The organism is Robertmurraya kyonggiensis, from assembly GCF_005116465.1.
GTDB lineage: Bacteria > Bacillota > Bacilli > Bacillales > Cytobacillaceae > Robertmurraya > Robertmurraya kyonggiensis.
The window spans coordinates 432,253-448,797 of the sequence record NZ_SWBM01000002.1; the positions used below are offsets into that span (position 1 = coordinate 432,253).

Here is a 16,545-nt window from a genome sequence, read left to right on the forward strand (position 1 = left end):
TAAGCAACTCTTGCAAAAATTTAGTAGATATAAAGGATGGTACATATATGAAAACGGCAGTTGTCACGGATAGTACGGCGTACATCCCGAAGGAATTGCGAGATAAATTAAAAATCCATATGATTCCCTTAAGTGTTATTTTCGGGAACGAAACTTATAGAGAAGAAATTGATTTACATGCGGATGAATTCTATGAAGAGATTAAAACGAAAGGGCTACCAACAACTTCTCAACCAACCACGGGAGAGTTTGTTACTCTATTTGAAAAACTAGCCAAGGATTTTGATGCGGTCATTAGCATTCATCTATCAAGCGGAATTAGCGGTACTTATCAAGGCGCGATTACAGCAGGGAATCTTGTGGACGGTATCGAAGTATATGCGTATGATTCTGAAATCAGCTGTATGATGCAGGGACTTTATGCGATTGAAGCAGCTGAGTTGGCTAGTGCTGGCAAGGGGCCTGAGGAAATCATTGCACGTTTAGATGAAATGAAAAAATCGATGCGAGCTTATTTTATGGTTGATGATTTATCCCATTTGCAGCGCGGCGGTCGTCTATCTAGCGCGCAAGCGATCATTGGAAGTATGCTACAAGTCAAACCTTTGCTACACTTTGTAGATAAAGTTATCGTCCCGTTTGAAAAAATTCGTACGCGCAAAAAAGCAATGAAGCGTATTGCGGATATGCTTGAAGAAGATGCTTCGAGCGGAGTGGCCTACAAAGCGGTTATTTTCCAAGGGAAGCGTGAAGAAGAAGCACAGGAATGGGAAAAAGAGTTGGAAGCAAAGCTACCAAACGTTGAATTCACGATTAGTTACTTCGGACCAGTCATTGCGAGTCATCTTGGTGAAGGTGCAATGGGCCTCGGCTGGGTGAAAAAATAATAACATCTTAGAACGTCATTCAGCTTTGGGTTGGGTGACGTTTTTTGATAAATTTAGCCCCCTGTCTCTGAAACTTCGCGATACACTCGAAAATTGTCCGATTACTACATTAATAAATGTTAGAATTGTCTCATCCCCGCGACTAAAAAAACATTAAAAGAGGTGTCCCCAAAATGAATTTTGCCGTACTCCGTGAAAAATTAGTAACTGAAGCACTGCTTACAACACCTGAGATTACTCAAGCCATTACCTCTTTAGCCGAAATTCCCCAACCTCCAACGAATCCGAACTTCTCATTCAATCGTGAGCTCCAAAAGTTGCTCCTCGGAAAACAGCTACTTATCGATGAAATCCCCTACTCCCTTGAAGATATCCAATCACACTATGAAAATGGCTATATTACTATGCGGAAAGGAATCACGCTTAATAAGAATAGACCTCAATGCGAGCGCTGTGGAAATGAGGACCAAAGTTTGTTTGCGACTTTTCCTTGTTCTAGATGCAGGGAAATCTGTACCTATTGTCGAAAATGCATCATGATGGGAAGAGTAAGTACGTGTACGCCGTTATATGGCTGGGGTGATGAGAACGACTTGCAACATACCGATGCGACATTAGATTGGACAGGCACTTTATCTTCGGGACAACAACACGCATCCAATCAAGTTATCGAATTTATCAAGGCGAACAAAGAGCTATTAGTTTGGGCTGTTTGCGGAGCTGGAAAAACCGAAGTCTTGTTTGAAGGAATACACCATGCACTTTCCGAACAAAAACGAGTCTGCGTTGCAACTCCCCGCACCGATGTTGTCCTCGAACTAACTCCACGCTTGCAAGCAGTATTTCCAACCATTGAAGTTGCTTCCTTTTACGGTGGTTCAGAAGACCGACAAAAATATTCCCCACTCACGATTGCTACGACCCATCAGCTCCTCCGTTTTTACAAAGCCTTTGATACGATCATTCTCGATGAGGTCGATGCTTTTCCATACTCTGTTGATGAAGCTTTACAGTTTGCGGTTAAGCAGGCTCGAAAAGATAATTCTTCACTCATTTATTTAACGGCTACTCCGAACGAACAATGGCAAAAGGAATGTCGCCAAGGTAAAAGAGAGTTTGTTACGATTCCTGCTCGTTACCATCGTCATCCACTTCCAGCCCCGGAGTTTGTTTGGTGTGGAAACTGGAATAAAGCATTAACGAAAGGTACACTCCCAGCCAATGTGATGAAATGGTTGAAACATCGAATTGACACAGGTAAACATGCTCTCTTTTTCATCCCAAAAATCGAGTTAATCCCGAAAATTCTTCCGATCCTTCAAAAACTCCATCCAGATATTGAAGCGGTCCATGCAGAAGATCCGAATCGCAAAGAAAAGGTAAAAGCTTTGCGAAATAAAGAAATTCCACTACTTATAACCACGACCATTTTAGAAAGAGGAGTGACGTTTCCTAATTTAGATGTGGCTGTCCTTGGCTCAGATGATCGCATTTTTACAGAAAGCGCTCTTGTCCAAATCTCTGGAAGGGTTGGACGGAGTGCGCAATTTCCAAACGGAGATATTACCTTTTTTCACTATGGATTAACGGAGTCGATGCTGAAAGCGAGAAAGGAAATTCAAAACATGAATAAAGAGGCTTTACAGAAAGGATTGATTGACGTTGAGTGAATATTGTTTGTTTTGTCATGAGGAAATTACCTCAAATACAAATTGGTCGAGCTTTTTCAAAGTTAAAACGGCAACATATCTTTGCCCAACTTGTGAAGCACAACTAATCAAAATTGAAGGCGATACTTGTAATATCTGCAACCGACCCCTCGAAAAATTAGAACCACAATTTGTAATTAATAGTCGCTGTCTCGATTGTGTCCGTTGGGAGGAGGACGAAGAATGGAAGGGATATTTACTTAAAAATGAGTCACTCTATGAGTACAATACCTTTTTAAAAGAAATTATTAGCCAATACAAATTTCGCGGTGATTATATCTTGGCAAAGATTTTTTCAACCAACATCCAGCAGAAGCTTATATCTGACACTCTTTTTGTCCCTATCCCTTTAAGCGCTGAACGTCAATTCGAACGAGGCTTTAATCAATCAGAGGCGCTCATTGTTGAAGCTGGTCATTCTCCTACTCATCTCCTCGAACGAACCCATAGTGAAAAACAATCGAAAAAATCCCGTTATGATCGTATACACATTCCGCAGGTCTTCCGGCTTAAAGAGGGGAGGGACGTTGCTGACAAAGCTATCCTTCTTATCGACGATATTTACACAACGGGTTCAACTTTAAGACATGCGGCAAAAATATTGATGCATGCCGGGGCAAAATCGGTATCCTCTTTAACGATTGCAAGAAGCTAGCACTTGATAGCAAGTCGCTATCAAATTGCTATCACTACGCTAGCACATTGCTAGCACTTGCTAGCAGTTGTTTTAAAAGAGGTTATCAGTCAATAGAGTTCTGTGGAGTTAGTATTTTGGCACCGGCTTGTTCAAAAAATCCGTTCATGACAGATTAGAATAAAAGAGGGGAAAGACGCCTGAATCTTAATGCTAGCACGTGCTATCTGAGTGATAGCAAAGTGCTATCAGAATGCTATCAACTTGCTAGCAATTTGCTAGAATAATGCTAACAAGTTGATAGCAAATGGGAAAAGCATCCGACTATTTGACTATTACCAACAATTGTCTTAATTTTTTCATATTCTTCTCCACATCCAAACGTTATAATCAAAATAGTAATGTCTCGTGGAGAGGGGATTTTGAATCATGGAAGAGCTATCAAACTGTCCGAATTGCGGAGAGCTATTCGTTAGAAATAACCACCGTGATTTGTGCCAAAAGTGCTGGAAGGAAGAAGAAGCATCTTTTGAAACAGTATACAAATTTATTCGCCAACGTGAAAATCGGACTGCTACCATCGAACAAGTAGTAGAGGGAACAGGTGTAGAGGAAGAATTAATTCTTAAATTCATCAAATCTGGACGCCTAAAAGTGGCTTCATTTCCGAATTTAGGATATCCGTGTGAAAAATGTGGGACAACCATTCAAAAAGGTAAGTTATGTGAGCCTTGTGCAGATACATTGAAAAAAGAACTCGATCGCTTCTCAATTGAAGAAGAACGTAGACGCGAAATTGATAAAAAGGCAACCTATTTTGCAGCAAATAATAAATATCGCAGTTAATGAAAAATCCGTATGCTAAATTGCATGCGGATTTTTTTAAAAAATACATTAAAGAATTCCTTACTTTTGACGATAATAAGGGTAAGAGTGATATGTTCGGTAGAAAGTGAGGGATAATCATGAAGATTAACAACAATATAGGTCCATCGGGCATTAATCCTTATAAGCGCCAGATGAACAAGCTTGAACAAGTCGGGGCCACTGCTAGCACAAAATTGGATAAGGTCGAAATCTCTTCCATTGCAAAAGGGCTTCAAAACATCAATTCTGTTGAAGTTGAACGTCAGCAAAAAGTAGATGAACTGAAAATTCAAGTTGAAAATGGAACGTACAAACCAAATTCTGTCGATATTGCAAATGGAATTCTCCAATTTTACAAGAAATAAATCAATACGTCTGGGTATTGATTTTTTCTTTTCTAAGAACATTAATGCTGGAGCGTGAAAAGGTATGCAGGTCAACAATCAAACAACCATCGCAACATCCATTCCTAATGAAAGTCTGCCTCTAACATTAAAACAAGGCGACGTTATGCAAGCTACCGTTAAGGAAAAGCTCCCGAATAACGAAGCCATACTGCAAATGAAGGGTCAAGAGGTGAAGGTTAAGTTCCAAGGAGCTGTCCCTTCCAATGGCAGAATCTCCATCGAAGTGACCAATACAAACGAATCCATTCCAACTGTAAAACAAATTCAAACACCATCAAAACCTACTTCTGTATTAGACGGATTAACCATTAATCAAGATACGAAGGCAGGCCTAAAGCAAGCCATTGATATTTTGGCGAAAAATAATATTCCTGTATCAAAAGGTACAGTCACTCAAATCGCGTCTTTTCTTGAAAATGGAGAAGGCACGATGGACCAGAAACTCGAAACAATTTCAGCCATGGCGAAAAAAGGATTAGAGTTTACTCCAGTACAAATCAAATCTGTCCATGAAGCGCTCCATGGTAAGGGGAAAATCAGCGATTTATTAAATGAGATTGTTCCAGAACGCAATCGAAAAGTACCAGCAAAAATATTAAAGGATTCTTCTTCTGTGGAGGCAAGAATTAGAACAGCCCTGCAAGCAGGAGATATCCAAAAAGCGATTCAACTGTCTAAATCAGCTTCACTACCTGAAAATGTCCAAAGGTTAGTGGCACAGGCAGAACAGTTGAACGTTGCAGCAAGACAGAAATTAGTGGCGGCGGTTGGAAATGAAGCCACACTAACGGAGCTTTTACAAAAAGGAGAAAGCATCCAGGAGATGGTTAACCTTTTATCAAAAGAAGGCATTGCTGGCTTAGAGGATGCTCTTAAGCTTGAAACGGTTGCGAAAACAACTCTTTTAAAAGCGTTGGAACCTGAAGTGAATACAGATTCCAACGTAGATAATCTTATCAAGATGTTGAAAAAAGAGCCTGATATGCAAAAAGTTTTTGCTATGCTTGAAGAAAACGTACCGGAAGCTACTCTATCCAACGCTCGAAGACTTGCTGAGGCAGGGCGAGAATTGGCAGCAAGGCAAGAAGTGATGGGAGCACTGGAGCAATTGAAGTCTGACAGCTCATCAGAGGTACGTATGCAGCAGGATATGTATCAACTCAATGATGATTTTGTGGCATCATTACCGGTTCAGTCAAAGGATTTCATCGTTACAAAAATAACTGAAAAACTTTCGCAAATGGCGATTGATTTTAAGCAGGTTAAAAGGGACATCACGCGCAATCTCCAGACAGTGGAGAGTTTGCTTCAACAACAGAAACCCCTTGCAGCTTCCCAAGCGAAGCCATTATTAGAAGCAACGATTAAGCAGCTTGACCAATCTATTTTAAAAGGCGATATGATGCTCTACACCGATATGGCAACGGAGAAAAAGGTGCTGAAGGCGAGCTCGCAATTGGCTGAAGCGAAGAGTCTTTTAGAAAAAGGCGATCAGGTGCAAGCTTCGAAAATTGTGCAGGATGTTAAAAATAGCATCGAAAAGCTTATTTTCAAGCCTTCCGATACACGTATGCAGCATTTTGTCTCAAAACAATTCCTACAGATGGAGCAGCCGGCTCCTACACAACAGCTTGCGCAATTTGAATCTTCAATGCAGGCAGTTCGCGATGTGGCAACTGGTAGACAAATGTTTGAGCACTTACGGAATATCGGTGTAACTTATGAAGCGGATCAAGCTCATTTCTTGGTCTCAAAGGGGCAAGAGGAAGCGAACAGTTCCATGAAAAATGCTTTGCTCAAGCTTGTTCAGTCAAACCAAGACCAGGCTATGGCGCAAAAAGCAGAGCAAGCTTTAACGCAAATAACTGGCCAGCAGCTTTTGAGTAAAACTGATTCATCATCTCTACAAAGCATGATGTTTACGATTCCGTTTTTACTACAAAACCAAGCGGAGCAAGTGAAAGTTTTCGTGAATGCGAAAAATGAGCAAGAAAAAGTGGATTGGGAAAACTGTAGTCTTTATTTTCTCCTTGAAACGAAAAAGCTTGGCGATGTTGGAATCACTCTGTCAGCAGTGGAGCGGACATTGTCTGTGACACTTAAAAACGATAAAGCGGATTTCAAAGAGAAGATTGAACCAATTGCTCTTAAGGCGAAGGAAAGTTTGGAGGAGATTGGTTACAATATCGGCTCGATTCAATTTACGCGTTTTTCAGAGGAAAAAGGAGCAGAGCAAGTGAAGAAGCAAGCTCCAAATCCTGCGATTGTTCAGAATAACGGGAGAGGATACGATTTTTCGGTATGAATACACAGTACTTTAATCAAAAAAACCGTAAACAAATTAATGGTCCTTCTGCAGCCGTGATCCGTTTTAATGAGCAGGCTGATAAGGCTCCGCAAGTTGTGGCTCAAGGTCGTGGACAATTGGCTGCGAAAATTATTGAAATGGCGAAACAACATAATGTACAAATGGAAGAGGATTCAAGTCTTGTACAGAATTTATTAGATATAGATTTAGGGGATAATATCCCGCCACAACTGTATTCAGTGATGGCTGAGATTCTTCTCATGATCGAAGAAATGGAAAAAAGCTATTAAGCTTTCGAAAATTTTGTCGATAAATGAATTGAGAACGAAATCCAGGGGGCCGTATTTGTGGAATTCTTAACGGAAGAATTTATCTATCAAAAAAATTCACAAGAAATCACCTCGTTATTATATGAGGTTCTGATTGACCAACTGAATGGCTCAATTGAAGATATAAAAGACAATCAATATATAGATGCAAATATAAAGCTACAAAAGGTCAATGACATTTTATACCGACTGGGGGCTGGCTTGAATTATGAAGCAGGCATTATCGCCGACCAGCTCGATGCGCTCTATAACTATATGGCTGAACAAATTATTGACGGGAATAAGAAGAAGGATATCGCTGTTCTTCAAGGTGTTGTAACGATTGCGGAAAGATTAGCAAGTGCCTGGAATGAAGCGATGAAAAATAAACCGGATCAAAAGCAAATGCAGATTCGCAGAAAAGCAACAGCTTATGAACAAAATGTCATGGTACTTGAACGCGAACAAACTTTAGTGGAAGAGGGGAAATAAGGAATGAGAATCAATCATAATATTCAAGCATTGAATGCATACCGTAATCTATCACAAACGATGAACAGCACTTCGAAAAGCTTAGAGAAGCTTTCATCTGGTCTAAGAATCAACAAGGCTTCTGATGATGCTGCTGGTCTAGCGATTTCGGAAAAAATGCGTTCACAAATTCGTGGTTTAGATATGGCAGAAAGAAATACACTTGATGCGATTTCACTTATTCAAACTGGTGAAGGTGCCCTGAACGAAGTCCACAGCATTCTACAAAGAATGAGAGAATTATCTGTTCAAGCAAGTAATGGAACTTTGGAAGATACAGATAGACAATCGATTCAAGATGAAATCGATCAGTTAACAAAGGAAATTGACCGTATTGCTGATACAACTCAATTTAACCAGAAGAAGTTGTTTAGTGGTACTGCTGCAGGAACAGAAGATTTAGCGTTGAACTTCCAAATTGGGGCGAATAGTTCGGAGACTTTAGCAGTTAGTATTGGGGTTATGGATGCAGCTACTTTAGGGATTGGTCGTAAAACAGATGGAACAGCAAATGTTCCAGGTACTGATGCTGATAAAGGTGTTAGCGTTATGTCGGAAGCAGACGCGAGTGCAGCTATTGATGTTTTTGATAATGCAATTAAACTTGTTTCTTCAGAGCGAAGCAAGCTAGGTGCTCTTCAAAACCGTCTAGAGCACACAACAAACAATCTCCAAACGGCCAATGAAAACCTAACATCAGCTGAATCTCGTATTCGCGACTTAGATATGGCAGAAGCGATGACAGACTTTACTCGAAACAATATTCTAAACCAAGCGGGACAAGCAATGCTTGCACAAGCAAACCAGTTACCGCAAGGAATTCTACAACTATTGAAATAATTTATTCAAGAGGAGTGAGTCATGTCGGCTTCTCCTCTTTTTTGGTGTAGTTATTTTGTGAAAAAACCTATTTAATATAAAATAAATTTATGACCTCTAGGTGGTGAATGAGATGGAAATAAATAGAGTTTCCAAGACGCGAATGAATCGTGTTGAAAAGAAGGAAGAAATCGCGAGTGCCTCCGTTTCTTTTACAGAAGTGATGGGGAAAAAGCGTGAAGATCTTCTTCATGAGAAAATGACAAAAATGATGCAAGATATCGAAGACCAAGGAAAAGTACTGGCTGAATCTAGAACGGTTGAAGATTTGAAAAAGTACAAGAAAATGGTCAAAGAATTTATGGAAGATGCTGTTAATAATGGATTGAAGCTCGAGGAGCAAAGAGGCTTTAATCGTCGTGGTCGCACGAAGGTCTACAAAATCGTTAAAGAAGTCGACAGCAAACTCATTGATTTAACGAATGCAGTTTTACAAAAAGAAAAGAGTGGTCTCGACATTCTCAACATGGTTGGAGAAATTAAGGGACTTTTAATTAATATTTATACTTAAAGAATTTTGTCGACTGGCCGATATAATGAATAGGACAAATAAAATCAGTAGAATATACTGATTTTATTTTTTGACAAGAAAGGGTGGGGGCTATATGGCTCAACCGTTATTTAAAATACTAGATAAACTGTTAAAGCTTCATAAAAGCCTCTATCAAATTGCGGTAGAAAAAACAGAGGTTTTAAAAAAGGGAGACCTAGAAGCCTTAAATAACTTAATGAAAAATGAACAATCACATATAAGTGCCATTCAAATGGTTGAAAAAGAGCGCGTGAAGCTCATGCAGGAACTTCTTCCTGGTAAAAAAGAAGCCACGCTTCAGGAGTGCCTAGCACTTTTTACAGGAAACGAGAAAGAAGACCTCGAAGCTCTTCAAGAAGGATTAACACAACAATTGTTGGAATTGAAGACGGTGAATGACCTTAACCAACAATTACTTGAACAATCACTACAAGTAGTTTCATTAAATTTAGATTTACTAGTTCCGAACAATCCTGCGAACTATTCGAAGGATGAGGAAGAAGATATGCCGAACTTATCAATTTTTGATTCGAAGGCTTAAGGGGAAATGGAGGTATACACATGGTTTCAACGTTTCATGGATTGGAAACTGCCAAGCGTGGCATGTTCACACAACAAAATGCCCTATATGTAACGAGTCATAATATCGCGAATGCCAATACTCCTGGGTATACACGTCAAAGGGTAAATTTCGTTCAAACAGAAGCTTATCCGGCTGCTGGTATGAATGCTCCAATGATCCCTGGACAATTAGGAACAGGAGTAAAGGCAGGTTCAATCGAACGAATTCGCGAATCTTTCTTAGATGTCCAATATCGCAATGAGCAAAATAAGCTTGGCTATTGGGAATCAAAGGCAAGCTCTTTAAGCAAGATGGAAGACATTATGAATGAACCGACGGAAAACGGATTATCTTCGGTTATGGGTGAATTTTGGCAGTCGCTACAGGATCTCGCTACTTATCCTGAAAATGAAGGAACTCGTCAAGTAACACTAGAGCGTGGTCAAGCTGTTGCGGATACCTTCCATTTCTTAAGTGAATCTTTAACAACGATTAAAAATGATATCGGCAATGAAGTTAGTGTGAATTTAAAAGAAATTAACTCGATTTTAAAACAAATTGCTGAATTGAATAAACAAATTGGCGATGTAGAGCCACATGGTTATTTACCAAATGATTTATATGATCAACGTGATGCGTTAGTCGACCAATTATCGCATCATTTAGATATAAAAGTAGAGAAGGTTCAGTCAGGTGGAAAGCCACAAGAAATGGCTGAAGGGCAATACATCATTAAGTTAAATGGAACGGATGTTAACTTAGTAGATACAACTGGTTTTGTTCAGCTAGGATTTGAAGGGGAAAATGGGCTCTCTTATGACATACCTGGCGCGATTAGTAATTTGACTGTTTTTAGTTCTGATGGAAAACAAGTTAAAGGCTCCATTGCTTTTGTAAATGGGTCTGATGAAGTGGTTTTTCCTTCAGGGAAGATAAAAGGTCTAATCGAGTCTTATGGCTATGAAACTTCGAATGGGGTTAAAGGGAAGTACCCTGAGATGCTAGATAATCTCGATAAATATGCTTTCTCTTTTGCGAGTCTATTTAATGAGATTCATTCGAAGGGCTATAGTTTAAGTGGAGAGCAAGGTTCCGATCAATTTTTCACCGTGACAGCTGGTTCAACGGTAAATTTTGCTGATAAGAACTCGTATAAAGGTGCGGCTCAAGCGATTACGATGGGAGATTTAAACCCAAGCGATATCGCTGTGTCGACGAAACTAAATGCTAGCGGTGGAGTCGAAGCTGGTGATGGTAAGAATGCTCTTAATCTAGCAAACATTGCAAACATGCTACTTACAAATGAAAATCAAAAGCTTGAAGGTCTAACAGAAACCATTAATCTAAAAGATTTCAGTATCATTAATACAGGTACATTGAATTTCTTCTATGAAGGTGTTATCGGTCAGCTTGGAGTTGATGCGATGCAAGCAAATCGATTAACAAACAATAGTACGATTTTAAGAGATTCTGTGGAAAACAATCGTCAATCGGTGAGCTCTGTGTCTCTTGACGAAGAAATGACAAATTTAATTCAATACCAGCATGCATACAGTGCAGCTGCTAGACAAATTACCGTGATAGATGAAATGCTTGATAAAGTAATCAACGGCATGGGTACCGTTGGTAGATAGGATGGTGAATAACTGATGCGTGTGACACAATCAATGCTTTCTGGTAATATGCTTTCAAACTTAACGAATAGTTATGAGACGATGGCGAAGTACCAAGATCGGATTTCTAGCCAAAAGAAAATTACACGTCCTTCCGATGATCCTGTCATTGCGATGAAAGGGATCACCTACCGTCGTAATTTACAAGAGGTCGAGCAGTATAAAAGAAACTTTTCTGAAGCCTACAACTGGATGGATAACTCCGATGCTTCACTCGATAAAGCAGGACAGGCTTTACAAAGAATTCGTGAGCTAGTCGTTCAGGCGAGTAACGACACTTACGATGAGGGACAACGTGTCTCTATCAGTGAAGAGATTGCTCAGTTGAAAGAACATTTAGGAGAAATTGCGAATACAAAAATGGGAGATAAGTATATTTTTAATGGTACGGATACACTTAGTAAGCCTGTCGATGTAGATGTTTCACCAATTACGGTTTCGGGCAATAGCAATCCGGTTCAATTCGAATTATCAAAGGGTGTCTTTATTTCTGTCAATGTGAATCCTCAGGACGCTTTTTCGGATGAAATGTTTAGTGACATAGAAGGTTTAATCAATTCATTAGGCGATCCAATATCGAATGGGGATACCTTAAGTCCATTCCTTGATAAAATTGAAGGTCATCTGACAAACATAACAGATGCCCGAGCAAATCTAGGTGCACGTGCAAACCGTGTAGAATTAATGGAATCACGCATCGATGAGCAAGAGGTTATCTCCAAAAAAATGATGTCTGAAAATGAGGACATCGACTTTGAAAAGGTTGTAACAGAGATGTTAGCGCAAGAAAGTGTGCATAGAGCAGCCCTTTCTGTCGGTTCTCGTGTAATTCAACCTACTTTAATGGACTTTTTAAGATAAGATAAAAAAGCTATCTAAATTAGATAGCTTTTTCTATAGGAAGAGGTGAGTAGAATGCAAATTCCACAAATTCGAATCGAATCCACCCATGCGAGAATCGAAATGTCTACAACTACTGCCCAGCAATCGGTTGAGCAACCACAAGCGATTGTCAGTTTGGAACAACCGAAAGCAGAAATGTTGATGGAAACTACTCCGGGGTATTTAACAATTGATCAAACAGTGGCATGGGAATCGATGGATATTAAGCATATTTTTCGTCGAGTTGAGGAAAATGCTGCTAAGGGCAACGATGCTGTTTTAAGTGGAATGGCAAGGAGGGCGTCCGAAGGCGATGAATTAATGCAAATCGAATATGGAGGAAATCCGATTGCTAGTCAAGGTGAACGAAATAGTCAGATTCTTGATTATGGATATAATATTGGATTCATACCGCCTCCTTTTAGCGTGAAAATGAACTATCAGCCTGGAAAGCTAAATATATATGCTGAGGCGAAGAAAGTTATTAATAACACGGTTGCTCAGAAACCAATCATTGATTACAAAGCCGGGGAAGTACATACATCGATGAGGCAACATCCTGATTTGGAAATTGATTTTGTTAATATAGAAGTGTAATGTCAGAAGTATAGAATTCTTGAAAAGGAATGTGACTGATGAATATTGAAACAAAATACCAAGGTAATGTAGAAATAACGGAACAAGATATTTGGACTTTTGAAGCAGGGATTCCAGGATTTCCCGAAGAGAATCAATATGCGATACTTCCACTTCCAGATAATAATGTTTATGCGATCCTCCAGTCTGTGCAAACAGCAGCCCTAGGCTTTGTAGTTGCGAATCCATTCGTATTCTTTAAAGACTATAGCTTTGAAATTGATGATGCGACGATTGAACAATTGGGACTAGAGCAAGAAACAGATGCTACGGTCTATACGATTTTAACAATTCAAGATCCTTTTGAAAAAACAACGGCAAATCTGCAGGCGCCTTTAATTATGAATACGAAGAATCAAAAAGCAAAACAGTTGATCCTAAACGAGGGTAACTATAAGACAAAGCACTTCATCCTTCCAGAAAAAGTGGAAAAGGGGTGATTCAATGCTAGTTTTAACAAGAAAAACAGGTGAATCGATTCAAATTGGGAACGATATCGAGCTCACGGTGATTTCTGTGAAAGGCGACCAAATTAAACTAGGGATTAATGCCCCTAAAAATGTCGAAATTCACCGCAAAGAAATCTTTTTAGAAATTCAAAAAGAAAATGAAGATGCATCTAAAGGGACTTTAAATGTGATGTCGATATTGAATAATGCACAACAATAGGACTCCGATTGAGGAGTTCTTTTTTTCGCAACTTTACTCATGGGAAAATTTTCTTACAATAACCGAAAAATTTCTTCAAAAAAATATTAAACAATTAAAAACTTTGTCGATATTAATAATGTGAGAGGGGACAGGGCGGCCGACCTGAGTTCTTTCTCAATAAAACTAATTGTTCACAAGGACGTGAACACAAAATTCAAGGAGGAAATTTAAAATGAGAATTAACCACAATATCGCAGCTCTTAATACACATCGTCAGTTTGGTGCTGCAAACAACGCAATGAGTAAATCAATGGAAAAATTATCTTCAGGTTTACGTATTAACCGTGCTGGAGATGATGCTGCAGGTTTAGCAATCTCTGAAAAAATGCGTGGCCAAATTCGTGGATTAGAAATGGCTGGGAAAAATGCGCAAGATGGAATTTCTTTAATTCAAACTGCTGAAGGTGCGTTAAATGAAACTCACGCAATTCTTCAACGTATGCGCGAATTAGCAGTACAAGGTGGTAACGATACAAACGTAACAGCTGACCGTACTGCAATACAAGATGAGTTGAACCAATTAATGTCTGAGATTGATAGAATTGCTGACAACACAGAATTCAACACTCAAAATCTTTTAGGTGGAAGTTTCTCTGGAACGTTCCAAATTGGAGCAAACGAAGGTCAAATTATTAATGTTGGCATCTCTGATATGGGTACAACTGGATTATCTTTAAGTTCAACTGCAGTTTCTGTTGGAACAAACCTTGCAGCAAGTTCATCAATTAGCACTATTGATGCTGCGATTGAATTGGTATCTAAGCAACGTTCTAAACTTTGTGCTGTCCAAAACCGTCTAGAACATACAATTAATAACTTAGGTGCTTCACAAGAGAATTTAACAGCGGCTGAATCTCGCGTACGTGATGTTGATATGGCGAAAGAAATGATGGCACAAACTAAAAACTCTATTCTTTCCCAAGCTGCTCAAGCAATGCTTGCTCAAGCTAACCAACAGCCTCAAGGTGTACTACAACTACTTCGTTAATAATAGTAGTAGGTTTAAAGAAATATCGTGCTTTTATTTTAAAGCACGATATTTTTATTAGGTTTACTACTAAAAGGAGGAGCAAATCATGAAACCTTTCTTATCATTATGCATGATTGTCAAAAATGAAGAAAAAGTAATAGAGCGTTGTCTATCTTCAGTTGCGCATTTAATAGATGAAATTATTATTGTGGATACAGGTTCAACAGATCATACAAAAGAAATTGTGGCAAAATATACATCTAATATATATGACTTTGAGTGGAATAATGATTTTTCAGCAGCTCGTAATTACGCAGCATCAAAAGCTACAGGAGAATGGATCATAGCATTAGATGCTGATGAGTACATCGATGAAGAGAATTTTAAAGACTTTATTCAAGAATTAATAGAAGATGATGCACATTTTGATGCTTATTCAGCCAAAATTTTAAATTTTGCTGGGAAGTTTGGAGAGAATTTAGTTCAGAACTTTCATGATCGGATTTATAAAAATAATGGGGATATAAGTTACTATCGGAATATTCATGAACAGTTTAAGAATAATAAAGGAAAACCGTTGAAAAATAAAAACTCAAGCCTATTAATTTTTCATTCAGGTTACTTAAATCAAACTGTCTATGAGAAAGGCAAAAGTGAACGTAATAAGGAACTCCTAGATCGTGAAATGAGTAATGGAGGTAATAAGGCATTTGACTATTTTAATTATGGGAATGAATATTGTTCTATAGGTGATTATGAAAATGCTTTAGAATCGTATTTAAAAGCTTATAAGATGAAAGCAGATTTCCGACTTTCTTGGGTTTCAACTACATTAGTTCAGATCATTATTTGTTTAATGAATTTAAAGAGATACAATGATGCGCTAAACGTCATTAAAGATGCTGAAAATATGTACAGTACTTCACCTGAGTTCTCATATTTAAAAGGAGAAATATTTTTCCTAAGAGGTCAATTGGAAGATGCGAAACGGATGTTCCTCCAAATCATTAATAATGAAGATAAATATAGTCATATTATCCTTAGACCAGATTTAAAAAATCAAAGACCTCATATAAGACTAGGGGAAATTTTTCTTCATCAAGAAGATTATAATGGGGCAATTTACCACTTTACGAGTGTGCTAAATATTAATAAGTATCATGAAGTGGGTATAAAGAAAGTTGTATTTATCTTAAATAAATTTCATACGGTTGAAGAGATTTCCGGATTCTTAATTTCAAAAGAGTTGGTTAACAATAAAAATGTAAAAAGCTATGTAAGAGCCTGTTTTGAGGTAGGAAATCCTTCTTTAGCAAGTTGCTTGCTAGATAGATTCCATGAAGAGAATAAGCTCTTATCTAAAGTTGCTTTACTGAAGAAACAATTAATCAAACATGAGGGATATACTGAAGATTTTAGTGAGATTTTACAAAACGAAGTAATAAAAAGTTTAAATGAAGCAAACTGGATTAATATTATAGATTTTTACTTGTTAAGAGAACTTAAGAGTGAAGATGAGAAATTGCCAAGCTTTTTAGCGCCATTTGAGAAAAATAAGAGTTTTCAGTCATTAATGAATTTATTGAGTGGAGAAGCTCCTGATGGAAATATTGATGAAGAGTTACTACTATTTTCTTTGCAAACCTTATTGAGTTATAAGAAATCCTCCTTATGTGATGTAATATTATCAAATATTCAAAATGCGGAGAAAAATGTGATTTCTAAAATAGCCGCCTTACTATTTTCACATGGTTATAAGGTCGAAGCATTACAACTTTATGATAAAGGAGATTGGAATCACTTTACGGAGCAAGATTTTATCAACATTATTAACAGTTTAATGGAAACGAATAATAAACCCAATGCAATTGAATTTGCAAAGTATGCAATGATGATTTTTGAAAATGATTTTAGATTTTATATATATATATTGGAAAATGCAGAAAATTATAATTTGTTGGTTACCACGTTAGAAAAAGCAAAGAATATATTTAGAGATAGCTTTTATTTAGAGAATTTTAAGTTATTAGGATAAGACTATTTTCTGAA

Annotated in this window: 18 protein-coding genes; all 18 read left to right on the forward strand. The window is 38.1% G+C overall.

The annotated features are described in order from the left end of the window. The first annotated feature begins 47 nt into the window (after positions 1-47). A complete protein-coding gene (locus tag FA727_RS13270) occupies positions 48-887 on the forward strand; it encodes a DegV family protein (protein WP_136831523.1) in 840 nt (279 codons plus the stop codon). A 173-nt stretch (positions 888-1,060) separates the two neighbouring features. Continuing rightward, positions 1,061-2,557: an ATP-dependent helicase ComFA gene (locus FA727_RS13275; protein WP_136831525.1), complete on the forward strand. Its 1,497-nt coding sequence runs from the start codon at positions 1,061-1,063 to the stop codon at positions 2,555-2,557. Next, complete coding sequence (locus FA727_RS13280) at positions 2,544-3,251, forward strand: ComFC family protein (RefSeq protein ID WP_246041875.1); 708 nt, start codon at positions 2,544-2,546, stop codon at positions 3,249-3,251. The genes FA727_RS13275 and FA727_RS13280 overlap by 14 nt, the downstream gene beginning before the upstream one ends. 408 nt (positions 3,252-3,659) lie before the next feature. Continuing rightward, a complete protein-coding gene (locus tag FA727_RS13285) occupies positions 3,660-4,076 on the forward strand; it encodes a TIGR03826 family flagellar region protein (RefSeq protein ID WP_136831528.1) in 417 nt (138 codons plus the stop codon). A gap of 119 nt (positions 4,077-4,195) precedes the next feature. Beyond that, positions 4,196-4,462, forward strand: a complete 267-nt coding sequence (gene flgM / locus FA727_RS13290) for a flagellar biosynthesis anti-sigma factor FlgM (protein WP_136831530.1) — start codon at positions 4,196-4,198, stop codon at positions 4,460-4,462. A 64-nt stretch (positions 4,463-4,526) separates the two neighbouring features. Further along, the gene (locus FA727_RS13295) at positions 4,527-6,809 is read left to right on the forward strand and encodes a hypothetical protein (protein WP_136831532.1); all 2,283 of its coding nucleotides are present in this window, start codon (positions 4,527-4,529) and stop codon (positions 6,807-6,809) included. After that, a complete protein-coding gene (locus FA727_RS13300) occupies positions 6,806-7,102 on the forward strand; it encodes an EscU/YscU/HrcU family type III secretion system export apparatus switch protein (protein WP_136831534.1) in 297 nt (98 codons plus the stop codon). The genes FA727_RS13295 and FA727_RS13300 overlap by 4 nt, the downstream gene beginning before the upstream one ends. Positions 7,103-7,159: 57 nt before the next feature. Beyond that, positions 7,160-7,612, forward strand: a complete 453-nt coding sequence (locus FA727_RS13305) for a flagellar export chaperone FliS (protein ID WP_136831536.1) — start codon at positions 7,160-7,162, stop codon at positions 7,610-7,612. A gap of 3 nt (positions 7,613-7,615) precedes the next feature. Next, positions 7,616-8,491, forward strand: a complete 876-nt coding sequence (gene hag, locus FA727_RS13310) for a flagellin Hag (protein WP_136831538.1) — start codon at positions 7,616-7,618, stop codon at positions 8,489-8,491. 112 nt (positions 8,492-8,603) lie between these two features. Next, positions 8,604-9,041, forward strand: coding sequence for a YaaR family protein (locus tag FA727_RS13315; protein ID WP_136831540.1), 438 nt, complete (start codon positions 8,604-8,606; stop codon positions 9,039-9,041). 94 nt (positions 9,042-9,135) lie between these two features. Further along, positions 9,136-9,603 carry a flagellar protein FlgN gene (locus FA727_RS13320; RefSeq protein WP_136831542.1) on the forward strand — a complete coding sequence of 156 codons (468 nt, stop codon included), beginning with the start codon at positions 9,136-9,138 and terminating at the stop codon, positions 9,601-9,603. Between the two features lie 20 nt (positions 9,604-9,623). After that, a complete protein-coding gene (flgK, locus tag FA727_RS13325) occupies positions 9,624-11,258 on the forward strand; it encodes a flagellar hook-associated protein FlgK (protein ID WP_136831545.1) in 1,635 nt (544 codons plus the stop codon). A 15-nt stretch (positions 11,259-11,273) separates the two neighbouring features. Next, positions 11,274-12,158, forward strand: a complete 885-nt coding sequence (flgL, locus tag FA727_RS13330; RefSeq protein ID WP_136831547.1) for a flagellar hook-associated protein FlgL — start codon at positions 11,274-11,276, stop codon at positions 12,156-12,158. Between the two features lie 54 nt (positions 12,159-12,212). Beyond that, entirely contained in the window at positions 12,213-12,776 is a 564-nt protein-coding gene (locus FA727_RS13335; RefSeq protein ID WP_136831549.1) for a DUF6470 family protein, read from the forward strand. Between the two features lie 38 nt (positions 12,777-12,814). Then, the gene (fliW, locus tag FA727_RS13340; protein WP_136831551.1) at positions 12,815-13,255 is read left to right on the forward strand and encodes a flagellar assembly protein FliW; all 441 of its coding nucleotides are present in this window, start codon (positions 12,815-12,817) and stop codon (positions 13,253-13,255) included. A gap of 4 nt (positions 13,256-13,259) precedes the next feature. Continuing rightward, positions 13,260-13,484 (forward strand): carbon storage regulator CsrA, encoded by a 225-nt coding sequence (gene csrA, locus FA727_RS13345; RefSeq protein ID WP_136831553.1) that lies wholly within the window; start codon positions 13,260-13,262, stop codon positions 13,482-13,484. Positions 13,485-13,698: 214 nt separating this feature from the next. Then, a complete protein-coding gene (gene hag, locus FA727_RS13350) occupies positions 13,699-14,514 on the forward strand; it encodes a flagellin Hag (RefSeq protein ID WP_136831555.1) in 816 nt (271 codons plus the stop codon). A gap of 88 nt (positions 14,515-14,602) precedes the next feature. Continuing rightward, positions 14,603-16,531 (forward strand): glycosyltransferase, encoded by a 1,929-nt coding sequence (locus FA727_RS13355; RefSeq protein ID WP_136831557.1) that lies wholly within the window; start codon positions 14,603-14,605, stop codon positions 16,529-16,531. Positions 16,532-16,545 lie beyond the last annotated feature (14 nt).